The 22,553-nt window shown below is 69.1% G+C and carries 21 protein-coding genes and 1 tRNA gene; 10 read left to right on the forward strand and 12 right to left on the reverse strand.

Features of this window, described 5'->3' with window-relative positions:
• The first annotated feature begins 31 nt into the window (after positions 1-31).
• Positions 32-916: a LysR family transcriptional regulator gene (locus CQ044_RS09370; RefSeq protein ID WP_045272765.1), complete on the forward strand. Its 885-nt coding sequence runs from the start codon at positions 32-34 to the stop codon at positions 914-916.
• A gap of 13 nt (positions 917-929) precedes the next feature.
• On the opposite strand, the gene CQ044_RS09375 is transcribed toward CQ044_RS09370, so the two are convergent.
• Positions 930-2,381, reverse strand: coding sequence for an MFS transporter (locus CQ044_RS09375; RefSeq protein ID WP_258133230.1), 1,452 nt, complete (start codon positions 2,379-2,381; stop codon positions 930-932).
• A gap of 62 nt (positions 2,382-2,443) precedes the next feature.
• On the opposite strand from CQ044_RS09375, the gene CQ044_RS09380 reads away from it, so the two are divergent.
• Positions 2,444-2,887, forward strand: coding sequence for a MarR family winged helix-turn-helix transcriptional regulator (locus CQ044_RS09380; RefSeq protein WP_105688222.1), 444 nt, complete (start codon positions 2,444-2,446; stop codon positions 2,885-2,887).
• Here CQ044_RS09380 and mmuM read toward each other — a convergent pair.
• On the reverse strand, positions 2,873-3,763 hold the full coding sequence (gene mmuM, locus CQ044_RS09385) for a homocysteine S-methyltransferase (protein ID WP_105688223.1): 891 nt from the start codon (positions 3,761-3,763) through the stop codon (positions 2,873-2,875). The two genes, CQ044_RS09380 and mmuM, sit on opposite strands and share 15 nt — an antisense overlap.
• A gap of 65 nt (positions 3,764-3,828) precedes the next feature.
• Here mmuM and CQ044_RS09390 point away from each other — a divergent pair, with 65 nt between their 5' ends.
• Positions 3,829-4,638 (forward strand): IclR family transcriptional regulator, encoded by an 810-nt coding sequence (locus CQ044_RS09390; RefSeq protein WP_105688224.1) that lies wholly within the window; start codon positions 3,829-3,831, stop codon positions 4,636-4,638.
• On the opposite strand, the gene CQ044_RS09395 is transcribed toward CQ044_RS09390, so the two are convergent.
• On the reverse strand, positions 4,632-5,384 hold the full coding sequence (locus CQ044_RS09395; RefSeq protein ID WP_181158259.1) for an IclR family transcriptional regulator C-terminal domain-containing protein: 753 nt from the start codon (positions 5,382-5,384) through the stop codon (positions 4,632-4,634). The two genes, CQ044_RS09390 and CQ044_RS09395, sit on opposite strands and share 7 nt — an antisense overlap.
• A gap of 110 nt (positions 5,385-5,494) precedes the next feature.
• Positions 5,495-7,012 (reverse strand): amino acid permease, encoded by a 1,518-nt coding sequence (locus CQ044_RS09400; protein ID WP_105688226.1) that lies wholly within the window; start codon positions 7,010-7,012, stop codon positions 5,495-5,497.
• Positions 7,013-7,301: 289 nt separating this feature from the next.
• Here CQ044_RS09400 and CQ044_RS09405 point away from each other — a divergent pair, with 289 nt between their 5' ends.
• Together CQ044_RS09405 and CQ044_RS09410 are read left to right on the forward strand one after the other, a co-directional pair.
• Positions 7,302-8,357 (forward strand): homoserine dehydrogenase, encoded by a 1,056-nt coding sequence (locus CQ044_RS09405; RefSeq protein WP_105688227.1) that lies wholly within the window; start codon positions 7,302-7,304, stop codon positions 8,355-8,357.
• Positions 8,354-9,769 (forward strand): aldehyde dehydrogenase family protein, encoded by a 1,416-nt coding sequence (locus CQ044_RS09410; protein WP_105688228.1) that lies wholly within the window; start codon positions 8,354-8,356, stop codon positions 9,767-9,769. Before CQ044_RS09405 ends, CQ044_RS09410 begins: the two co-directional genes overlap by 4 nt.
• Positions 9,770-9,786: 17 nt before the next feature.
• Here the strand turns inward: CQ044_RS09410 and CQ044_RS09415 are convergent, their stop codons facing one another.
• Positions 9,787-10,215, reverse strand: coding sequence for an Lrp/AsnC family transcriptional regulator (locus CQ044_RS09415; RefSeq protein WP_258133231.1), 429 nt, complete (start codon positions 10,213-10,215; stop codon positions 9,787-9,789).
• A 75-nt stretch (positions 10,216-10,290) separates the two neighbouring features.
• Between CQ044_RS09415 and CQ044_RS09420 the strand changes: the two genes are divergently transcribed.
• The 3 genes from CQ044_RS09420 (at position 10,291) to CQ044_RS09430 (ending at position 13,548) form a co-directional block, all read left to right on the forward strand.
• Complete coding sequence (locus CQ044_RS09420) at positions 10,291-11,526, forward strand: PLP-dependent aspartate aminotransferase family protein (protein ID WP_258133232.1); 1,236 nt, start codon at positions 10,291-10,293, stop codon at positions 11,524-11,526.
• Between the two features lie 65 nt (positions 11,527-11,591).
• Positions 11,592-12,305 carry an alpha/beta hydrolase gene (locus tag CQ044_RS09425; RefSeq protein ID WP_105688230.1) on the forward strand — a complete coding sequence of 238 codons (714 nt, stop codon included), beginning with the start codon at positions 11,592-11,594 and terminating at the stop codon, positions 12,303-12,305.
• 604 nt (positions 12,306-12,909) lie between these two features.
• Positions 12,910-13,548 carry a hypothetical protein gene (locus CQ044_RS09430; RefSeq protein ID WP_105688231.1) on the forward strand — a complete coding sequence of 213 codons (639 nt, stop codon included), beginning with the start codon at positions 12,910-12,912 and terminating at the stop codon, positions 13,546-13,548.
• A 373-nt stretch (positions 13,549-13,921) separates the two neighbouring features.
• On the opposite strand, the gene CQ044_RS09435 is transcribed toward CQ044_RS09430, so the two are convergent.
• The 4 genes from CQ044_RS09435 to CQ044_RS09450 form a co-directional block, all read right to left on the reverse strand.
• Complete coding sequence (locus tag CQ044_RS09435) at positions 13,922-15,256, reverse strand: DUF4041 domain-containing protein (RefSeq protein ID WP_045272751.1); 1,335 nt, start codon at positions 15,254-15,256, stop codon at positions 13,922-13,924.
• The gene (locus CQ044_RS09440; RefSeq protein ID WP_219844949.1) at positions 15,249-16,502 is read right to left on the reverse strand and encodes a hypothetical protein; all 1,254 of its coding nucleotides are present in this window, start codon (positions 16,500-16,502) and stop codon (positions 15,249-15,251) included. Before CQ044_RS09440 ends, CQ044_RS09435 begins: the two co-directional genes overlap by 8 nt.
• Positions 16,503-16,951: 449 nt before the next feature.
• Positions 16,952-17,024: transfer RNA gene (locus CQ044_RS09445), tRNA-Arg, on the reverse strand.
• Between the two features lie 114 nt (positions 17,025-17,138).
• Positions 17,139-17,780: an asparagine synthase gene (locus tag CQ044_RS09450; protein WP_181158260.1), complete on the reverse strand. Its 642-nt coding sequence runs from the start codon at positions 17,778-17,780 to the stop codon at positions 17,139-17,141.
• A 134-nt stretch (positions 17,781-17,914) separates the two neighbouring features.
• Here CQ044_RS09450 and CQ044_RS09455 point away from each other — a divergent pair, with 134 nt between their 5' ends.
• Entirely contained in the window at positions 17,915-18,766 is an 852-nt protein-coding gene (locus CQ044_RS09455; protein ID WP_105688234.1) for an SDR family oxidoreductase, read from the forward strand.
• A gap of 4 nt (positions 18,767-18,770) precedes the next feature.
• Here CQ044_RS09455 and CQ044_RS09460 read toward each other — a convergent pair whose 3' ends face one another.
• The 3 genes from CQ044_RS09460 to CQ044_RS09470 form a co-directional block, all read right to left on the reverse strand.
• Positions 18,771-19,544 carry a GntR family transcriptional regulator gene (locus CQ044_RS09460; protein ID WP_105688235.1) on the reverse strand — a complete coding sequence of 258 codons (774 nt, stop codon included), beginning with the start codon at positions 19,542-19,544 and terminating at the stop codon, positions 18,771-18,773.
• Between the two features lie 96 nt (positions 19,545-19,640).
• Positions 19,641-20,174, reverse strand: a complete 534-nt coding sequence (locus tag CQ044_RS09465; RefSeq protein ID WP_105688236.1) for a gluconokinase — start codon at positions 20,172-20,174, stop codon at positions 19,641-19,643.
• Positions 20,175-20,192: 18 nt separating this feature from the next.
• Positions 20,193-21,650, reverse strand: coding sequence for a GntP family permease (locus CQ044_RS09470; protein WP_105688308.1), 1,458 nt, complete (start codon positions 21,648-21,650; stop codon positions 20,193-20,195).
• A gap of 144 nt (positions 21,651-21,794) precedes the next feature.
• Here CQ044_RS09470 and CQ044_RS09475 point away from each other — a divergent pair, with 144 nt between their 5' ends.
• Positions 21,795-22,517 carry a FadR/GntR family transcriptional regulator gene (locus CQ044_RS09475; RefSeq protein ID WP_105688237.1) on the forward strand — a complete coding sequence of 241 codons (723 nt, stop codon included), beginning with the start codon at positions 21,795-21,797 and terminating at the stop codon, positions 22,515-22,517.
• Positions 22,518-22,553: the final 36 nt, after the last annotated feature.

Consider the following 22,553-nt stretch of genomic DNA (forward strand, 5'->3'; position numbering starts at 1 on the left):
ATGAGCAGGTTCCCCGGCGGGAGGAATGAGCGTGTACGAGCCCGATCTGCTGCGCTGCTTCGTCGCCGTGGCCGAGAACCGCAGCTTCTCCGAGGCCGGGAGACAGCTCGGGATCAGCCAGCCCACCGTCAGCCAGCGGGTCCGCCGCCTCGAGGAGCAGACCGGCCGCGCACTCTTCGCCCGGGACACCCACAGCGTCGGCCTCACCGACGGCGGCGAGGCGATGCTCGCGTTCGCGCGCCGCGTCCTCGCCGTGCTCGATGAGGCGCACGCGTACTTCTCCGGACCGGCGGAACGCGCCACGGTGCGCTTCGGCACCGCTGACGACCTCGCCCTCACCCACCTGCCCGGAATCCTCCGCGATTTCCGCCGGAAGAACCCGCTCGTCGACGTCGAGATCACGGTCGGACAGTCCGCCGCCCTGGTCCGACGCCTGCGGGCCGGCGCGCTCGATCTCGTCTACGTGCGACAGGAGCCCGGGATCGCGGAGGGTCACGTGGTCCGGCGCGAGCAGCTGATCTGGAGTGCGCACCCATCGCTGCGACTCGACCAGAGCGACGTGGTCCCTCTGGTCACGTACCCCCGGCCGAGTCATTCTCGCGCCGCCGCCGTCGCCGCGCTCGAATCCGCGGGACGACGCTGGAAGGCGACCTGCACCGTCCGGGACATCGCCGGAGTGCTTGCCGGCGTCCGCGCAGGTCTCGGCGTCGCCGTCTTCCCCGGCGGGATGATGCCACCCGATCTGGTCCGCGCGGACGCCACGCTCGGCCTCCCGCGGCTGGGCACCCTCGACTTCGCCCTCATCGACGACCCGGCGGCTCCGCGTGCGCCGATCGAGGCGCTGAGCACGGCGATCATCGACTCCCACACCAACGAGGCCCGCCAGCTCCCCGGCACGCGTCCGCGGACCGATTGACGACGCCTTCCCTCTACGCGGCCACGGTCTCGGCCTCGGCATCCGCCTCGACAGCAGCAGGCGCCGCGCCTTCCGTACGACGGGCCGGGTCCGGGATGAACAGCGCCACGACCGCCGCCGCGATCGAGACGCCGGCGCCGATGATGAGGGCCGTGCGGAAGCCTGCCTCCGAGGGCACCGCGGCATCGCCGAGGGGAATGGTCATCTGCGCGAGGATGACGCCGATGACGGCCGCGCCGATCGTCGTGCCGAGTGAGCGCATGAGCGTGTTGAAGCCGTTCGCCGCGGCGGTCTCCGAGCGGGGGACGGCGCCCATGATGATCGCGGGCATCGAGCCGTAGGCGAACGCGACCCCGCTGTTGATCACGAGGCTCGTGACGAGGAGCCCCCAGGTGCTGCCCATGCCGACGAGTCCCACGCCATAGCCTGCGGCGAGGATCACCACGCCGATCACGAGCGTGAACTTCGGCCCTCGCGCGTCGATCAGACGCCCCGCGACCGGCGACAGCAGAAGCATCATCAGACCGGCGGGCGCCATCCAGAGCCCGGCGGCCAGGATCGACTGCCCGAGACCGTATCCGGTCGCCGCCGGGAGCTGCAGCACCTGGGGCATGACCAGCATGCTCGCGTACATCCCGAAGCCCACGAAGATCGACGCGATGTTCGTCAGCAGCACGCGCGGGCGGACCGTCGTGCGCAGGTCGACGAGCGGCTCCTTCACGCGCGTCTCCCACACGCCCCAGCCGGCGAACGACAGCGCCGCGAGCGCGAGCAGTCCGATCGTCGACGGAGATCCCCAGCCCCACTCCGCGCCCTTCGAGATCGCGAGGATGAAGGAGACGAGACCGAGCGCGAGCCCGAGCGCTCCCAGGCCGTCGAAGCGCTGCCCGGCGGCTCCGGCCGGCGTCGCAGGGACAAGGATCCAGATGGCCGCGGCCGCGATCACGGTGACGGCGCTCCCGACGAGGAACAGCACTCGCCAGTCGGCGAACTGGACGACGGCGGCCGACAGCGGCAACCCGATCGCTCCCCCGACGCCGAGGGTCGCGCTCACCGTCGCGATCGCGGAGGAGAGCTGTTCGCGGGGGACGACGTCGCGCAGCAGCGCGATACCCAACGGCACCATGCCCGAACCCAGCCCCTGCAGCGCGCGTCCGACGATCATGATCTCGACCGTCGGAGCGAGCGCGCAGACGATCCCGCCGAGGATCAGCGGGATCGCGACGATCAGGATCATCCGCTTCTTGCCGAACAGGTCGCCCAGCCGGCCCGCGATCGGCACGGCGACGGCCGCCGCCAGCAGCGTCACGGTCACGATCCACGCCGTGTTCGCCGCGGAGCTGTCGAAGATCTCCGGGAACCGGGCGATCAACGGGGTCACCATCGTCTGCGTGAGAGAGGACGCGATGCCGGCGAAGGCGAGGACCGCGACGATGACCTTCGGCCGGGTGGTGGATGCGGACACGACGACTCCCAACGATGTGTAACTTACATATGCATCATACACATCCACGGTAGGATGAAGGCATGAGACGTCGCAGAATCGCGGACATCGAGTATGCGCAGATGCTGCTCAGTCGCTACACGATCGCTCAGCTGCGGCACGACGGCAGCCTCGACCGCAGCGCCTACGTCGTGCTGGCCCGCCTCGCCTCCGATGGCCCGCTCTCGATCGGCGAGCTCAGCGACCTCCTCCGTCTCGACGCGTCGACCCTGCAGCGCCAGACGACCGCAGCGATGCGCATGGGTCTCGTCGACCGCATCCCCGATCCCGACGGCGGCCCCGCCCGCAAGTTCACGCTCACGAACGAGGGGAGGATCCGCCTCGATGCCACTCGGGAGCGCTCCCTGCACGCCCTCGACAAGATCCTGGGCGACTGGACCGACGACGACATCGACCGGTTCGCCGGGCTGCTCCACCGGTTCAATGCCGCGATCGAGACCTACAGCCCCGGATCACGGAAGGACTGAGGCGACGGCCTTCGCGAGGCCGGCGATGTCGGCCGTGCCGTATCCGCAGCAGCCGCCGATGAAGCGGGCGCCGGCGGCGACCCAGGCGTCGACCAGCGCGTGGTCGACGGCGTGCGCCTGCGACCACGTCTTGGCGGCGCTGTCCCAGATGCCGCCCCGGTTCGGGTAGGCGACACCGGGAAGCCCTGTGACCTGCACCGCCGTCGTGATCGCACCGAGAACGTCCGCCTGATCCGAGCAGTTGACCCCCGCGGCGATCAGCGCGGATGAGCCCGCGAGAGCGGCGTAGGCCTCGGTAAGCGGCTGACCGGCGCAGGTGGCCGCTCCGCGCACGGAGTAGCTGAACCACGCCGGGAGCCCGATGTCGTCGAGCAGCGCAACCAGCACGACCGCCTCCTCGACGTCGGGGATCGTCTCCACCGCGAACAGATCAGGTCCGGCTTCCGCGAGCAGCTCCAGCCGCGGACCGTGGAAGTCCCGCAGTCGGGCCGCGGAGAGGCCGTAGCCGCCGCGATACTCCGAGCCGTCGCCGAGCACGGCGCCGTACGGGCCGACGGACGCTGCGACCCGCAGCCCTGGGCGGGCCGAGGCGAACTCGTCGCGCACGTCGCGGGCGACCGTCACCCCGCGGCGGATCAGGGCACGGGCCTGGGCCGCATCGAAGCCCGCGGCGAGGAACCCGCGCTCGCTGGCCTGATACGTCGCGGTGGTCGCGACATCCGCCCCCGCCTCGAAGAACTCGCGGTGCGCCCGTGCGATCCGCTCCGGCTCGTCCGCGAGCAGTCGCGCCGTCCACAGCGCACCGTCCACGACGATCCCCTGCTGCTCCAGGGCCGTCGACAGGCCGCCGTCCAGGACCGTGACGTGCGGCATCATCGCCCCCACCTGATCCGTCCCCGTTCCGCGAAAGACGGGGGACGACGGTCGAGTACGCTCGTGCCATGCCGACCGCCGAAGATCTCGCCCAGGTCAGGACCAGCATGGGCCGCGGCTTCGACGTCCTCTCCGCACTCGCCGAGCTCCTGCCCGGCTCCCCCGCAGGTGTCACGGTCCAGGATGTCGCGCAGGCTCTCGGCCGCGAGCGCTCGCAGGTCTCCCGCACGCTGTCCGCGCTCGCCGACCAGCGGCTCGTCGTCCGCGGCGAGGATCACCGCTACCGCCTCAGCTGGGGCTGGTACGCGGCCGCACAGGATTTGACCGACCGCCGGATGCGCACCACAGGTCTCGAGGTGCTCGACGAGCTGGCGTCCTCGGTCGGCGAGGCCTGCTTCCTCGGCATCCTCCAGGGCGACAGCACGCTGACGATCGTGGAGAGCATCCCTGCGGGATCCCGCATGATCGGATCCTGGATCGGCCGCGCCTACCCCGCGTTCTGCAGCGACGCGGGCCAGGCCGTGCTGTGGGACGCGAGCGACGACGAGGTGCGCACCGTGTTCGCCCGCACCTCGTTCACCAGTCCAGGCCCGAACGCGCCCGCGTCGGCGGAGGACTTCCTCGGTCGCCTCCAGAAGGCCAGGGAGCGCGGATACGCGATCGTGGATCAGGAGGCCGAGCCCGGCCTCTACTCCGTGTCGGCGCCGGTGTGGGATTTCCGCGGCGAGGTTGCGGCCGCCGTCCAGATCGTCGGCGAGCGGCGGACGCTGCAGCCGCGCACGACGGAGCTCGCGACGGCCTGCGTCGCGGCTGCTGACGCGCTTTCGGCCGCACTCGGAGCACCCGGCGGACGCCGGGGTGCGCACGGGACTCACTGACCGCTCGCGGATGCGCTGAGCCGGTCGCGGACCTCGCCGAGGGCGGTCAGCGCCGCACGCGTGCGGCGAGCGCTCTGAGGGACGCCGCTGATCGCGATCGACGCCACGATCCCGGAGCGCCCGAACACCGGCAGCGCGAACTCGGCGACGCCTTCCGCGTATTCGTCCACGGCGGAGATCACGCCGGCGGCCCTGTCGCGTTCGAGGAGAGCCTGCACCTCCCCGGTCGTGCGTGCCGCCGCAGGGCCCCCGACTCCGACGAACTGCACGTCCTGGAGCAGCTCGGCGAGCTGTTCCGGGGAGTGGTCCCAGAGCAGCGCGCGGCCGGCGCCGGTGCCCCAGATCGGGGTGACCGTCCCGTATCGGGTGGACAGGTCCGTGGCGCCGATGCCCGCCTCGGCGCGCAGCACGAGCGCCGCCGCGCCATCCGCGGCGCAGACGCGCGCCGTCATGCGCAACGTCGATGCCAGCGTCCGCAGTTCCTGCCGCGCGGTCCTCAGCCAGGGGGCGTCGAGGGCGCCGGCGATACCGAAGTAGGCGTCGCCGGCGCGGAGGACCGCATCCTCGTCGCGCTGCAGGAAGCGCAGCGCGCGCAGTTCCTGGGTGAGGCGCGACACGCGGCTGCGTTCGATCCCGGTGGCATCGGCGAGACGGGAGGCGTTGTACCCGGACCGCCCTGCCTGCTCGCGCACGACGGCCGACCCGAGCAGCGCGAGGCCCTGCGACAACGACGAGGGAGCCGACATCCTGCCTCCCCGGTTCCTGCGCCATTCTCCGGAGACGGCTGATCCGGATCCGGGTCCGGCCAGCCTATCCGGCGTCTTCGCGATCATGATGACTCCCGCCCCGCTCGCGCTCAACGCGTCTCGATCGGCTCCTCTGCGGCCGGATCCTCGCCGGCCCCGACCGGCGCCTCCTCCGAGACCACGGCCGGCGCCTTCGCCCCGCGTCGCCCGTAGCGCCACCAGAAGAACAGGTAGCAGAGGCCGACGAAGGGGATGCCGAAGTACAGCGCGGCGACCTGGTTGGGATCGAAGGCGATCGCGATCACCGAGACGAGCAGCAGCACGAACGCGACGATCGGCAGGACGGGGAAGAGCGGCGTCCGGTAGGGCAGGGTCGAGAGGTCGCCGCCACGGCGGAGGAACGCGCGCCGGTGGAAGAACTGCGACGCCACGATCGACATCCACACCGCGACGACCGCGAAGCCCGCGACCGACACCAGGGCGAGGTACACGGTCTCCGCCGCGATGACGCTGGACAGCAGCGAGACCAGGCCGAGCGCCATGCTCACGCTCAGCGCCACGATGGGGATCCCGCGCCGGGTGAGCCGCGTGAACGACCGCGGAGCATGTCCCTCCTCCGCGAGCGAGAACAGCATCCGCGCGCAGGAGAACAGGCCGCTGTTGCCCGCGGAGAGCAGTGCGGTGATGATGACGAAGTTCATGATGTCCGGGGCGAACGGCACTCCGGCGTACGCGAAGACGTCCACGAACGGGCTGCTGGTGACGCTCGCCTTGTCGTACGGCAGGATCGCGGCGATGACCGTGATCGACCCCACGAACAGGACCAGCAGTCGCAGCACTGTGGATCTGAGGGCGCGCGGGATGTTCTTGCCCGGATCCTTCGTCTCGCCGGCGGCCACCCCGATCAGCTCGGATCCGCTGAACGCGTAGAAGACGGCGAGCGACGTCATCAGGACTCCGCCGACGCCACCGGGGAAGAGCCCGTGCGGGGTGGCGAAGTTGCTGAACAGCACCGCACCGGGGTGCGTGTCCGAGAGCGGAGTGAATCCGAAGATCGCCGCCCCGCCGAGCACGATCAGAGCGACGATCGCGATGACCTTGATGAGCGAGAACCAGAACTCGGTCTCGCCGAACACGCGCGCGGAGATCGCGTTGATGGAGAACAGCACCGCGGCGAAGACGAGGCACCAGACCCAGACCTGCACGCCGGGGAACCAGCGCTGCATCAGGATCCCCGCGGCGGTGAACTCGGACCCGAGGGCCACCACCCAGCACAGCCAGTACAGCCAGGCGGTCGTGAAGCCGGTGGCAGGGCCGATGGATCGCGCGGCGTAGATGTGGAACGCGCCGGAGACCGGATAGGCGGTCGCGAGCTCGCCGAGGCACGCCATCACCAGATAGACGACGAGCGCGCCGATGAGGTACGCGATGATCGCGCCGAGCGGACCGGCCTGGCTGATCGTGTACCCGGAGCTGAGGAACAGTCCCGATCCGATCACGCCGCCCAGGGCGATCATGATCAGGTGCCGCGCGTCCATGGAACGCTGCAGCCGGCGCAGCGGTACCTGGGTGGCGGTGGTGTGGGGCAGGGCGTTGGGCAGCGCCTTCTCCCCGGGAAGTGGGCTCATGATGTCTCGCATTCGAAGGGTGTGAGGGGTGAGACGAACATCTGCGTGCTATATCACCACATCCATGTGTCGATGTCGCACGCAGTGTTTCCGGACATTACCGCGAGCGCGTCCCCCGCACAACCGTTCCGGGAGCTCTCCCGCGCCTGATCGCCGTTTCGGGCGAAACGTCATCGCGGCGGGCACAACGGCAGTGCGCTCGGACGATCGGGCAGGCGCGCACCGACACCCCGCGCGCTCAGGATGGATCGCGACCTGCCCACCCCTCCGAGCATCGAAGGAGCACGACGTGAATCGTCATGACCTCGCCCTCATCGGCTTCGGCGGCGTGAACCGCGCCCTCGCCGAGATCATCCACGTCCGCGGAGAGGAGCTCGCGGACGAGCTCGGCTTCGCGCTGCGCGTCGTCGCGATCACCGACCTGCGCCTCGGCTCGCTCATGCAGTCCGACGGCATCGATCTCGGCGCCGTGCTCGGGATGGCCGATGGCGCCACCTTCGCCGGACTCACCGGCGGTGTCGCGGTGCCGCAGAACGACTACGTGATCCGCAGCACCACCGCGGACATCGTCGTGGAGGCGACCTTCACCAACCCCGTGGACGGCGAGCCCGCGGTGTCGCACGTGCGCGCGGCCCTGGAGAGCGGCAAGAGCGTCACGACGACGAACAAGGGCCCGGTCGCGCTCGCGGGGACCGAGCTCAACCGCATCGCGGACGCGCGGGGCGTGAGATTCGAGTACGAGGGCTCCGTGATGAGCGGCACGCCCGTGCTCCGCTTCGCGTCCGATGCGCTGCCGGGTCTTCGGGTCTCGGCCGTGCAGGGGATCCTGAACGGCACGAGCAACTACGTACTGGGGCGGATGGAGACCGGCATGACGCTGGCCGACGCCGTCGCCGAGGCGCAGGCGCTCGGCTACGCCGAGGCCGATCCGACCGCCGACATCGAAGGATCCGACGTGCAGCTGAAGGTCGTGATCCTCGCCAACGAGATCCTCGGCGCGGACATCACGACGGCCGACGTCGAGCGGCGCGGGATCTCCGGTATCACCCAGGAGGACATCGTCGAAGCGGCCGCCGACGGAAGGCGCTGGAAGCTGATCGGCACCGCGCGGCGCGATGACGCGGGTGGAGTGGTCGCCACGGTGGAGCCCGTCGCACTGCCCTCGACGCATCCGCTGGCCGGCGTCTCGGGACCGATGAACGCCGTGTCCTTCGACACGGATCTGCTCGGCACCGTGACCGTCTCGGGTCCCGGCGCCGGTCGCATGGAGACCGCGTATGCGCTCCTCTCCGACATCATCGCGATCGACGCGCACCAGCACGCCCTCGCCGAGGCGACGCGATGAGCGCGCCCGCCATCGCGGTACCGCACGACGTGACGGAGCCTGCGGCGCTGGCCGTGCACAGCCCGTTCGACGGCAGGACGATCGGATCCGTCACGCAGAGCGCGCCCGGCGACGTGGCAGGGATCCTGCAGCGGGCGCGCACCGGCTTCGCAGTCTCGCGCACGCTGTCCCGCTTCGCCCGGCACGAGATCCTCGACCGCGCAGCGGGCCTGCTCCGCGAACGGGCGGACGAGGCGGCCGCGCTCATCGTGGGCGAGGCCGGCAAGACCATCCGGCAGGCGCGCAAGGAGGTGCGCCGCGCGGTGACGACGCTGTCCCTCTCCGCCGAGACGGCGCGATCGCACGCGGGCGAGGTGATCCCGTTCGACGCCTTCGAGGGATCCGAGAAGCGCCGCGGCTGGTTCACCCGGGAGCCGCTCGGCATCATCGTCGCGATCACGCCCTACAACGACCCGCTCAACCTCGTCGCGCACAAGCTCGGCCCGGCGGTCGCCGCGGGGGACGCCGTCATCCTCAAGCCCTCCCCGTTCGCCCCGCTCACCGCGGAGTTCCTCGTCGCCCTGCTCGTCGAAGCCGGCCTGCCGACAGAGGTCATCACGACGGTCCACGGCGACCCTGCGGTCGCGCAGGCGCTCGTGGCCGCACACGACGTCCGGATGATCTCGTTCACCGGCGGGTTCGCGACCGGCGAGGCCATCGCGCGCAGCGCAGGGCTGAAGCGGCTCGCGATGGAGCTCGGCGGCAACGCCCCCGTCCTGGTGTTCGCGGACGCCGACATCCCTGCGGCGGTCGAGGCCTGCGTCTCGGGCGCGTTCTGGGCCGCGGGCCAGAACTGCGTGGGAGCGCAGCGGATCCTGGTGCAGCGCGAAGTGCACGAGCGCTTCCGCGAAGCGTTCGTCGCCCGCACGAGGGAGCTCGTCGCCGGCGACCCGGCGGACGAGCGCACCGACGTCGGCCCGATGATCACCGTCGAGGCCGCCGAGCGCGCGCAGCGTCTCGTCGACGATGCCGTTGCGGTCGGAGCCCACGTGCTCGCCGGGAACCGCCGCGAGGGCTCGGTGTACTGGCCGACCGTCCTCGATCGGGTGCCGTACTCCTGCGCGCTGTGGCAGGACGAGGCCTTCGCCCCGGTCGTGGCGCTCGCTCCCTTCGATACCGAGGAGGAGGCGATCGCCCTGGCGAACGAGACCGCCTACGCGCTGCATGCCGGGGTGTTCACGGCGGATCTGACCCGGGCGCTGCGCGTCTCGGAGCAGATCGAGGCGGGCGGCGTGATGATCAACGACTCCTCGGACTACCGCGTCGACAGCATGCCGTTCGGGGGTGCGAAGCACGGCAGCATGGGCCGCGAAGGCGTGCGATTCGCGTACGAGGAGCTGACGCAGCCCAAGGTGGTGTGCATCAGCACCTGACCCGGGGGCGGCGCCGATCAGGGTCTGTCGATCACGCGGGTGAGCGACAGCGACGTGACCGTGTTCTCGACGCCGGGCAGGGCGGCGATCAGCTCCCAGATCTCGCCGATCCGGTCCATGGTGTCCGCCCGCACGGTGACGAAGAGGTCGAATTCGCCGGAGAGGATGTCGCAGCGCACCACCTCGGGGATCCGCTCGAGCGCCGTCACGACGTGCGCGCCGCGCATGCGATCGGTGCGATAGACCATCACGATCGCGGTCACGCGCCGCGCCGCCGCCGCTCCGCGCACCACGGTGTATCCCGCGATCACGCCGTCGCGCTCCATGCGCTCGATCCGCTGCTTCACCGCGTTGCGCGACAGATGCACCCGGGCCGCGAGCTCCACGAGGGCGACGCGGGCATCCGCCGTCAGCTCCGCCAGAATGCGGTGGTCCGTCCCATCCACGCTGCACCTACTCACTCATGTGCAATATAGACAATTGCTGATGTTGATATCACACGTTAGCGTAATGCCAGCGCGATGACCACGACCATCGCCCAGACCCAGGAGGACTCCATGACGGCACGTCCGGACCGCACGCGCCCCGCCACCCTGTCGGACGCGAGTCTCGCCGTCCATGCGGGCATCCAGGTCGACTCGACCAAGGCCCTGCGGACGCCGCTCGTGATGGCCAACTCCTATCTCCTCCCGGAGGATCCGAGCGAGATCAGCTGGTCGGCGACCGCGCCGGGTCTCTACACGCGCAACACGGGCGTCAACCAGCAGGCGCTGCAGGACAAGCTCGCCGCGCTCGAGGGCGGCGAGGACGCCGTCGCGCTCGCGTCGGGGGTCGCGGCACTGCACGCCGTGTTCTTCACGCACGTCCGCGTGGGCGACCACGTGGTCGTGAGCGACGTGACCTACGAGGCGACGTGGCGGCTGTGGACGGAGCTGCTGCCGCAGCGGTACGGCATCGAGGCGACCTTCGTCGACATCACCGACCACGACGCCGTGCGGGCGGCGATGCGGCCGAACACCCGCCTCGTGTGCGTGGAGGCGATGGCGAACCCGACGACGCAGGTGACCGACGTCGCGGCGATCGCCGGGATCGCGCACGACGCCGGGGCCATCCTCATGGTCGACTCCACCTACACGCCCCCGCCCTGCTACCGCCCCCTCCGGGACGGCGCCGACCTGGTCGTCCACTCCCTGACCAAGTACATCAACGGACACGGCGACGCCATGGGCGGAGCCGTCATCGGGCGGCATGAGCTGATCGAGCCGATCAAGGCGGATGCGATGGTCGACGTCGGCGGGATCATCTCGCCGTTCAACGCCTGGCAGATCCAGCGCGGATCCGTCACGCTGCCGCTGCGGATGCGTCAGCACCTCGCGTCCGCGCAGGCGATCGCCGAGCTCCTGTCCGACGACCCGCGCGTCGCCTACATCTACTACCCCGGTCTGCCCTCGCACCCGCAGCACGATCTCGCGGCTCGCCAGTTCGACGGAGCGTTCGGCGGGATGATGGCCTTCGCCGTCGACGGCGGCCCCGAGGTGCAGAACCGCTTCGTCGCGAACCTGCGCCTGATCACCTCGGGCTTCTCGCTCGGACACGACGACTCCCTCATCGTCCACACGGGGACCGAGGGAGGCCGCGTGTCCACCTACCCGGAGCCCTTCCGAAGGCTGGGACACCTGCGCCTGTCGGTCGGGCTGGAGGACACGGACGACCTGCTCGCGGATCTGCGCGCGGCGCTCGACGCCACGTTCCGCTGAGGCTCCCCGGATTCGGCAATCCTACGGATGGTGGCGGTGGACGCCGAGGCCGCATCCTGTTGCGCATGACCGATCGTCCCCGCATCCTGCTCGTCCACGGTGCCTGGGTGGGCGCCTGGGAATTCGCCGCCGTCGTAGCCCTGCTGCGCGAGCGGGGCTGGGAGGTGGACGCCCTGGACCTGCCCTCGACGGGATCGACCGCCGGTCTGGACGCCGACGCGGCCGCAGTCACCGCCGCACTCGATGCGAGGCCGGGCCCCGTGATCCTCGTCGGCCATTCCTACGGGGGCCTGCCGATCACGCAGGCGGGCGATCATCCCGCGGTGCAGCACCTCGTCTACGTGGCCGCCTTCGTCCTCGACGCCGGCGAGAGCGTGCAGAGCTCCCTCGGCGGCTCACTTCCCGAACTCTGGCACGTCGAGGAGGGACAGGTCTCCCTGGGACCGGACCGCGCGACGCGCATCGCGATGGTGAGCGCGGACTTCCCGCCCGGGACGCCGGCCGAAGCCGCCGAGCAGTTGGCCGACATGTTCCGCCCGCAGTCCCTCGCGTCGCTGCAGGGCGAGGTCAGCAGCGTCGCGTGGAAGCGCAGGCCGGCGACATACGTGCTCACCGAGAACGACGTGCTCGTCCCGCCTCCCTTTCAGGAGCTCCTCGCGACGCGCGCCGGAGCCGAGATCGTGCGGGTGCCCACCGGCCACGCGCCCTTCCAGGAGGATCCGGCGGGCTTCGTCGCCGTGATCGAGGCGGTCGCTGCCGGCTCCGCGGACGAGCGGTGATCCCTCCGGGAAAAGCGAAACGGCCCGCCGAAGCGAGCCGTTTCTTACTGTCTCAACACAGTGTGGGTCTTTTGTGCGGGGCCGAGGTTCTTTCCGGCTGGACTCGCGCGACGACCAGTTGGTGGCGTTCCCGCGGTAACGATGAAGACTCTTCCAGCCAACAACCTCGCAGCTGGCGCGGCATGCCGGAGGCAATGTCCGCCATGCCGCCGATACTGGGGGCATGGCCGGGGGCTGTTGGACCAAGTCAAAGGAGGGTGCCGGTGCAAACGTTTCTGGCTGAGCACACGTGGGACGTGTTGATCGGCGTTGGTGCGATGGCGTTGGGAGCGGTCGCGTCGTTTCTTCTGAACTTTGTTCGCAGGGGTGGAGGGCGAGACTGGTGACGCCGCCGACCTGGTTCGCAGTAGTGTCCGCACTCGCACTGATCGTCCCCGGAGTGATCGTCGGCTCAGCGTTTGCCGACATGATTGCACTTCCTGTCGCAGGGCAACGGCGCTCACTCAACGACGCACTCGTAATTGCCCGTAAGGCGACGCCGTGGCGGTTGCGGAGAGCGTCGCGCCCGCGTCGCAGGTCTAACGACCCGGATGCAGAGAGGGCCATGGCCTTCTTCGTGATGTTCGGCTTGGTCGTCGCCGTTGCCAGGTACTCGCAGTACGTCGGCGAGATCGCGTATGCACTTGTGCTGTTCTCCGCGGTCGTCTTCGTCGGCACGATGCTGTCGTTCGTCGTCTTCTGGGCCAAGAAGTGCGTCGATGGTCGCTCAGTCGTGTGGCGGATTCTGCTGAGTTCGGTGCTTTGGACTACCGGGTGGTTCAACGCATACTGGCTCCAAAACGCGCCTCTGCATGGTGATGCTGTTGGTCGCCTCCGCGCACGTGTCGAGCAGTACGGTGCGATCGGAGCATTCTTCAAGGCCCCACCTGGCGAATTCCAACAGGTAGCAAACCAGATGATCGGGGCATTCCTTTGCCTCCTGATGCTCGTCGTCTTCATTGCGCTGTGCTTGGCGAGCATCTCCGGTGTGTACATCGCGTCCTATGGTCGTCCGCGCTGGTTCTGGCTCTCGCTTTTCTGGACAAACGGATGGGCTGTTCAGCTTTGGGTCTGGGTGCTCGCCGTTGGGGTTGGAGTCGTCGCGCTCTTCTGCACGAGCGGCGTGGCGTTCGACGGCGGCGAAGCCCTCGCAAAATGGTTCAGCACCCTCATTCCAACGCCAACGCCAACGCCAACGCCGTAGACGACTGCAAGCGGTGGCGGTGTTCCAGTTTGCATTCGAAGACGGCAACACACTCGCCTGGGAAGCCCGAGCTGAGATGGTCTCCGGCATCGCATCACGGTCCCTAACGGCGATGTATCGTGGCGGGCCGTCTCGTGGGCTGGTCTCGCGCAAGACCAAAAGGAGGCGGTGGAGATGATTGACTTCGCTCCGGGATCGTTGCTCGGTGCAGGGGTTTCCCGTCACTCTCAGGTGGGTGCGCGCCGCCCGCGAGATCTCCAAGACTGCCATGCAGGTCGTCAAGAACGCGAAGACCGACGAAGTCGCAGACGAGCGACGGAACATCGACGTCGACCGGGCGGGTGTTGTCTGCGCTCGCTCGCAAGTCGAGCTGCTACTCCTGGCGCGGCCAGAGCCCGACCGACTGTCTGTACTCGGTCGCGTCGGCATGCTCGGTGAATTCGAGCATGTTCCCGACCTTTTCTAGGAGGACATCGCGAACCTCTGCAGGTGTGGCGAAGAAGAACTCCTTGCGCGAATTCGCGCGGTTGAGCGCGCGATCCGCGAAGTGCCTGTGAAGATCCGCTTCCAGCGAGACTGCGTCTTCTGAGAAGTACAGTGTGTGCGTGTCGAACCGGAAGGGCACCGACGCGCCTCCCAATTCATAGATCCGCTCGCGAGGTTCAAGTCGCCGTGTAAGACCGATCTTGACTACGTTCTTGCCGAACGCGCCCTCGTTCGAGATCACGTAAACGTAGCCAGCACGGATGTTTGCGGCCCGGAAGTCGTTCTGCGCGATCGCTTCGTCCACCTCGCCGAGCCGATGGGCAAGAGCCTCGTCGTACTCACCCTTCTCCTTGAGGGCGGCGAGCATGTTGAGCAGATGCGCGCGCTCCTTGTCGAGGCGTTCACGCTCCTCTGCGAGTTCACGTTCAACCCGCTTCTCCTCACGAAGGCGGGCACGCTCCTCTCGCTGCGCTTCCCTCTCTTCTTGTTTCTTCATGAGCCAGTCAGCTGTCAGTTCGAGCTCCTCGATGCGGAGCGCATGGAACTCGTCGCTGATTCGCATTTCCATCATCGAGCCCAGCTTTGCAATCGCCGCACGGGAGGCTTCGAGCCGTTTCTTCGCGATAACGGTGTTCCCCGCCCGAAGAGTGCGCAGGACATTCTCAGCCTCCGCGTTGTACGCGCGGAGCATCAGCTTGGACAGATCACCGGTCATCCGACGGCCTTGCGCAAGCGAGTTGTTAAAGCTGAACAGCTCCGACTTGATGATCGCGCGTGCGCTCTTCACTAGCTCGGCAATGCGCAATCCGATCAGCTCAAGGCGCTGCTGGTACGCGGCTGCCGTCTCGAGAGGGTGGTGGTAGCGGTAGATGCCAACCTCTTGAAGAACCCGTGCGTCGTTCAGCTCAATGGCATCGTCTTCGGCGTTGCTCCTGAGCCGAGCCTTGAGCGACGCGATCTCCGCTTCCAGATACGCGACGCGAGCGGAGCCTGACGAGGATAGTTCTTCGGGTGTAGTCGATTCGCGAACTCTCACCTCGGGTTCGCCTGCCAGCTCCGGTGCCCTTTCGCTGCTCTCTCCATCGTCACCGATCCACAGCTGCCATCCCTCAGGCGGAGTCGGCCACGCGGGATCCGGCGTCCAGCTTGGAGGCGGCACCCAGCCTGCTGGCGGTTTCGGCCATCCTGGTGGGGGATTGAACCTCAGCGCTGGCTCACTCATTTCCGCGCCGAATGCCGCCTGATGCGATCGGCACCAGTCCCTGGGGGTTCTTCGACACGGCGGCGCCGAGATGGGCCAATGTAGCGGCTGGCACAACGGCGCGAAGATCGAGCCCACTGAACTGCTCACGGTTGGCCGCAACTGCGACGAAAGGTACGTACAGCGGCTGACCCGTCGCCGGACTGATCGCCTCTGTGCCGAGTTCGAGCGAGATGCTCCGAATCAGTCCACGCCGATCGGCTTCGAACACCTCGTGGATCGTCCGCAAAGCGACGTTGTTTACGATCGTGGCATAGCGATCCTTCGCGTCCTTCTGCGTTGCCGCCGTCGGCGTGATCTCGTCGTTGGCCTTGACATAGCGGTACTGCTTGATCGTGGGCACGGTCTCCGGCCCGGGAATGCGCACGCTGACGAAGAGCTCAGAAGTACTCGGCTCGAAGACGGAGCTGTGTGTTACGGGGAAATCCTCGGGGTAGACAGAGTTCGCGAGCACGATCTCGACATACTCTTTCACCGCATCAGCAGTTCCATACCCGAGGCCGGCGATTAGCTGATCGAGAGCCTCGTTCTGCGCTTTCGCCTCTGCCTCTCGCGCCGCGCATTCAGTCTCGTACTTTGCGGTTTCGACTGCGAGCTGCTCTTCCCTGCGTCGTTCGGCTTCGTTGTGCGCCGCGTCCTGAGCGGCCCGACGAGCGGGAAGCTCCTCCGTCGCCGCTGTCCAGGCCCAGTAGTCCTCCGCGTATTGACGTTCAACGGCTTCTTGCGCCTCGGCCGTCTTCTGCTTGCGACCGAACAGCCCCCTCACAGCCTCTGGCTCCCGCTTGACCGGGAGTGGCGGGTCCGGGATGGGCTTCGGCGCGGGAACTGGAACCTTCAGATCCAATCGGGGAAAGGATGGATGTTCCGCGAATACCCGGAGGGTCTCGAGGTCGACAAAATCATCGACGTCAAGCGTTGCTGTCAGCAGACTGTCGAGGATCTGGTACCTGTCCTGAAGTGTCGAGTTCAGCTCCTCGGCTTCCGCTTGACGCGCTTCGACATGCGCGAGCGCGGCTTCGCGCTCAAGACGCTTACGGTCCTGCTCTGATGCGCGCGCGGCCGCCACTCGTGCGCGCTCCGCCGCCCGCTGAGCCTGCTCCGCACGCCTGACCGCGGCGGAGTGCTCACGAGCTGCCTGCCGCTGGCGCTGCTCCGCGATCCTCGCTTGATGCTGCATCTCGGCAAAGAATCCACGCCGTCGCGCCATTCGACCATCTCCCCAGTCTCGGTTCCGAGCCGACAATGACTGATGACTTGCTCACGCTCGACTCGCTGCAGAAAACTCAGACTATCGGTTGGGTCGAACGTACTAATGCGATCGCAGGAGCAGGCGAGCGAAGCGCTGTGCAAAGCAGAGTGAGCGCCCGATCTGACCCTCGACGACGCCAGAGACCCGCCGGGTCGTGCGCGCATACGTGAGTGATTCCAACATGCCCCGGGGCCACGGCTCCTGCCAGTCAACTGCAGAATCACGCGGATCCGCGCCGAATGCCCGCGAGGAAGTCAACTGATTCGCGATCAGCTCAGGAGGAGCCGGCGGGCTTCGTCGCGGTGATCGAGGCGGTCGCGGCGAGCTCCGCGGACGAGCGGTGATCCACCCGGGAAAAGCGAAACGGCCCGCCGAAGCGAGCCGTTTCTTACTGTCTCAACACAGTGTGCGCCTGGAGGGACTCGAACCCCCAACCTTCTGATCCGTAGTCAGATGCTCTATCCATTGAGCTACAGGCGCATCCGGTCTTTCACAAGACCGCCCGCTCTCGCGGGCCTCGTCAACAATACCTCAGAGCCGACCCGGAACGCGAATCGAGAGCGCCACGAGCTCGACCGCCGGGCGTGGCGGCCGTCAGCGCAGCTGCCGTGCGGTGCGCTTCTCCTCGCGCTCCGCCGCCTTCGCGGCCGCCTTGTCGGCCTTCTCCGCGACCTTGTCGGCCTTCTCGCGGTTCTTGCGGCGCGCGCGCTGATCGGAGGCGAGCGCCTGCAGGTCGACGAGCCGCAGCGCCTGCATCCGGGCCTCGCGCATGGTCGCGTAGTCGGGATCCTCGTCCGGCCGCATGGCCTCGACCGTGAGCCGGCTCTGCAGGTTGCCCGCCACGTCGCCCCAGGCGGCGGCGCGGGCGGCCTCGACGAGGAAGCGCAGCGTCTCCGCGTCCTCCGCCATTTCGCGCAGGCGATCCGCGACCGCCGAGGACTGCTTCGCGCGGCGCTTGAGGTTGCGCACATCGCGGTCGCGGTAGTCGTGGGTGCCGTGCGGATCGGAGTATCGGCCGTGCGCGCGCTTGCGCAGCTTGGTGGCGAGTCCCGCCGCCTCCTCCGACTCCGCGGCGAGCGCGAGCAGCGCCTCCCGCGCGTCGTTCATGTACTTGACCACGTCGAAGGATCCGCCCTGCGCGATCGTGCCCACGAGGATGTGGTTCTTGACGGTCAGACGGGCGGCAGACGTGGCGATCGCCACGCCCTCGGCGATGGCGTCCGCGCTCTTTCCCACTCCGACCTCCTCTGACATCGAGCGTACCGGTTCCCGTTCCGCAAGAGCAGGACCATGAGGCAGGATGGGACCAGCGTCTGCGCCCACCCGACGCATGCGATGAAGCGTGCGAGGGCGCAGCGGTAGGAGGAGCGTTGCCCGTTCTCGACGCATCAGGGCGCAGCAGTGCCATCACCGGCGCCGCCCATGGCATCGGCGCAGACACCGCCAGAGCGCTCGCGCGCCGCGGTGCGAACCTCGCGCTCATCGACCGCGACCGGGCGGGACTCGCCCTCGTCGCCGACGAGCTGCGCGCCGCCGGCAGCACCGTGACCGTGCATCCGGTCGACCTGCGCGACGACGACGCCGTCGCCGCGATCGGGGAGGAGATCGAGGCCGCACATCCCGAGCTGCAGACGCTGATCACCTGCGCCGGATCCTCGATGCTCGGATCCCTCGACCAGCTCACGATGGAGGAGATGCGCTGGCTGATGGACGTGAACCTCTGGGGCACGGTGTCCATCACCAAGGCGCTGCTGCCCGCCCTGCGCCGCTGCCCCGCCGCCCACATCACGCACATCGCGAGCATCTACGCGCTCGCCTCTCCGGGCGGCCGGATCCCCTACTCCATGACGAAGTTCGCCGTGCGCGCGTTCTCCGAGGCCCTCATGCACGAGGTCGAGGGGTCGACGGTGACGGTCGGCGCGGTCTATCCGTCCGGCGTGCGCACGGGCATCATCCTGCACGGGCGCTACGCCTCCTCGATCGATCCGGGGGTCGCGGGACGGGCCGCCGCCGCACAGGCCGCGATGTACCACATGGAGCCGTCCGACGCCGCGGAGCGCATCGTGCGGGCCACGCTGCAGCGCAGGGCCCGCACCCTGGTCGGCAGGGAGACGCGCCTCGTGGACGCGCTCGTCCGACTCGCCCCCGTGCGCTACTGGGGGCCGATGCGGCGTCCGCTGCGCGAGGCGATCGACACGACGACGCCGATGTCGCCGCGCTGACCTTTCACTCGCCGGCGACAGAGGCGTCCTCGCGGGCGCTCGTGTCCTCGCGGGCAGGGCGCGTGTCCTCGCGGGCGGCGTGCGCACCCTCCCGCATGGCCGCCGCACGCGCGCGGATCGCGGCCGTCTCGGAGTTGTAGGCGGCGAGCTTGCGCAGGGCCGTCGCAGTGCCGGCGCGCAGGTGCCGCTGCACGCGCAGCCGAAGCGTCGCGGTGTCCCGCGCCGCGAAGGATTCGAAGATGCGGGCGTGATCCTCGGCCATCGCGATCAGGTCGTCGTGGTCCTTGAACAGCAGCAGCAGGCGCCCCCGCATCATGCCGAGGATCTCGTTGACGGTCGCGTTCTCGGCGAGCTCCGCCATGATCAGGTGGAACTCCGCCCCGGCGGCATGGGCCGCCGCCGCATCCCCGACTCCCGCTGCCGCGAACTCGCGTTCGAGCGTCGCCTCGACCTTCGCGATCCCGTCCGACGTGTGCCGGAGCGCAGCGATCTCGAAGACGAGCACCTCCAGCACGTCGCGCACCTGAGCGATGTCGCGCACGTCGTCCTCGGTGAACTGGCGCACCACGGCCCACGACCTGGGACGCGCGGTGAGCATCCCCTCCGCGAGCAGCTGCCGGATCGCCTCCCGCACCGGAAGCCGGCTCACGGCGAGCTCGTCCGCGATGTCCCGTTCGATGAGGCGGTCACCGGATCGGCGCTGCCCGGACAGGATCGAGTCGCGCAGGAGTCGGACCACCCTGGCCGACTCGAGCTCCACGCTGCCCGCGTTCCCCATGGGGCCATTGTGGCACCGACACGCCCGGCCGCAAGCTGTGAGCCCGGATCCGGGAGCGGAACCGGGGCCGCCTCTCTCGGCGGACCCCGGGCGCCGTCAGGGGCCGGTCGGCGTCCCGTGCTCGTCGAGCCAGTCGAGCACCTGCTGGGCGGCGTCCTGCACCGGCAGGGCTGCGTCGACGACGAAGCCCGCCTCGTCGGGCCCGAGCGGTTCGAGCGTGTCGAGCTGGGAATCCAGCAGCGAGGCCGGCATGAAGTGCCCCAGCCGGCGGCCGAGCCGCTCGGCGAGATCGTGCTTGGTGCCCTCGAGATGCACGAACTCCACACCCGGCCGGGCCAGGATCTCGCGATAACTGCGCCGCAGCGCCGAACAGGTCACGACGCCCGGCTCACCGGCCTCCTGCTTCGCGACGATCCACTCGCGGATCAGCTCGAGCCAGGGGCGGCGGTCCTCGTCGGTGAGCGGGATCCCTGCCTCCATCTTCGCGACGTTCGCCGCGGGATGCAGATCGTCCCCCTCCTCGAGCGCCCAGCCCAGGCGCCCGGCCAGCACTCCGGCCAGCGTGCTCTTGCCTGATCCGGAGACCCCCATCACCACGAGGATCGTCGGCGGAACCGTCTGCGTCGTCATCATCGCTCCGTCCCCCGATCAGCCCACGAACACGCCGATGACCAGGACGCCGGCGAGGCCGACGACCGAGATCAGGCACTCCATGATCGACCACGACTTCAGCGTCTGCGGGATGCTCAGGCCGAAGTACTCCTTGATGAGCCAGAACCCCGCGTCGTTCACGTGCGAGAGGAAGACGGATCCGGCGCCGATCGCGAGCACCAGCAGAGAGGCTCCCGCAGGCGACAGGCCGAGGTCGTGCACGAGCGGCTGCAGGATGCCGGCGGCCGTGATGGTGGCGACCGTGGCGGATCCCGTGGCCACGCGGATCAGGACGGCGACGAGCCAGGCGAAGAACAGGACGACGGGCAGTGCCCCGCCGATGCCCGAGATCGCGTGCGCGATCACCGTGCCGATCGTGGAGTCGACGAGCACCTGTTTGAAGCCGCCGCCGGCGCCCACGATCAGCAGGATCCCGGCGATCGCGGGGAGCGACGACGACACCGAGGCGCCGACCTGCTTCGAGCTCATGCCGCCCCCGCGGCCGAGCACGACCATGCCGACCAGCACGGCGATGAGCAGCGCGATGACCGGCTTGCCGAGGAAGTCGATGATGCCCTTGAACGCCGAGGTGTCGTTCGGCGCCACGATGTCCACGATCGCGGAGAGCAGCATCAGGACGACCGGCAGCAGGATGCTGAACAGCGTGGTGCCGAAGCCGGGACGCTTGCGCGCCTGCACGGTCTCGGTCTCACCGGGCTGGGCGGTGTCCTCGGCGGTCTGGAACAGCGCCGGCACGGGCACGTCGACCCAGCGGGCCGCGAGGCGACCGAACAGGGGACCGGCGACGATTACGGTCGGGATCGCGATGAGGACGCCGAACGCGAGCGTGAGACCGAGGTTCGCACCGATCAGGCTGATCGCGGCGAGCGGCCCGGGGTGCGGCGGCACCAGGCCGTGCATGGCGGAGAGCCCCGCGAGCGTCGGGATCGCGATCTTCATCAGGGAGACGCCGGAGCGACGCGCGACCAGGATGATCACCGGCACGAGCAGCACGAGTCCGACCTCGAAGAACATGGGCAGGCCGATCAGCGCGCCCACGAGGCCCATGACCCAGGGCAGCGCCGCGGCGCTCGCCCGGGAGACCAGGGTGTCCACGATCCGGTCCGCGCCGCCGGAGTCGGCGAGCAGCTTGCCGTAGATCGCACCGAGGGCGATCAGCACGCCGACGCCGCCGGCGGTGGATCCGAAGCCGTTGGAGAAGCTCGTGACCGTCTGCGTCGCGGACATGCCGGCGACGAGTCCGGTGACGAGCGCACCGATCAGGAGCGAGAGGAACGGATGCAGCTTGACCCAGGTGATCAGCACCACGATGGTCGCGATGCCGATGAGCGCCGCGAGGATCAGCACCCATTCCGGGGCGGTCGTCGTGGGCGGGACGGGATCTGCGGCGGAGAGGAGCGTTCCGGGAACGGCGGCGAGAAGGTTCGATGACATGGCCATGAGCTTCCTTGGTCTGGCGGAGAGATTTCGCCTCAGCGTAAGCGATAAGTAGGACTTAATCAAGCACTGGTCTGCTATACGCAGATCTACAAGAGGTTCCGACGTCGTTCTTGCCGGGCTATCGCCATAATGGGCTTCATGGCAGAAGGGACCCGCGAGGCGGCATCCGCGCAGCACCGCCGGTTGCTCGACACGATCGGCATGCGCATCGTGGAGGGCGAGCTCGCACCGGGCGCCCGGCTGCTCACGGCCGACGTCGCCGCGGAGTACGGCGCCTCCCGCTCCGCGATGCGCGAAGTGGTGCGCGTGCTCGAGACGATGGGCATGGTCGAGGTGCGCCGCCGGGCCGGAGTCGAGGTCCTGCCGGCCGAGCGCTGGAGTCCGTACGCGCCCGAGGTGATCCGCTGGCGGCTGGAGGGATCCGACCGGCTCGGCGCCCTGCACGAGCTCAGTCAGCTGCGCTCCGCGATCGAGCCGCTCGCCGCGCGCCTGGCCGCCGCGCACGCCTCCCCCGAACAGCGCGCCACGCTCGTGAGGGCGGTGCTCGGGATGGTCGAGCACGGCGACAGGGCCGACGAGCCCGTCTACCTGCAGCACGACATCGACTTCCACGCGGCCGTGCTGCGCGGCTCGGGCAACCCCTACCTGGCCGGTCTCACCGATGTGGTCGCCGAGCTGCTGCACGGGCGCACGGCCCACGCGCTGATGCCGCACCGCGCGGACGAGACCGCACTGCGACTGCATCAGGACGTCGCGGCCGCGATCACCTCGCGCGACCCCGAGGCGGCCGCGACGGCGATGGCCGCGATCGTGACCGAGGCCGACGACGCCGTGGAGTCGATGGCGAAGCCCGAGGCCTGAGCCCGGTCGCTGAGCCCGTCGAAGCGCCCGGGCGCG

The organism is Microbacterium sp. MYb64 (assembly GCF_002979495.1).
In the GTDB taxonomy this organism is placed as follows: Bacteria; Actinomycetota; Actinomycetes; order Actinomycetales; family Microbacteriaceae; genus Microbacterium; species Microbacterium azadirachtae_A.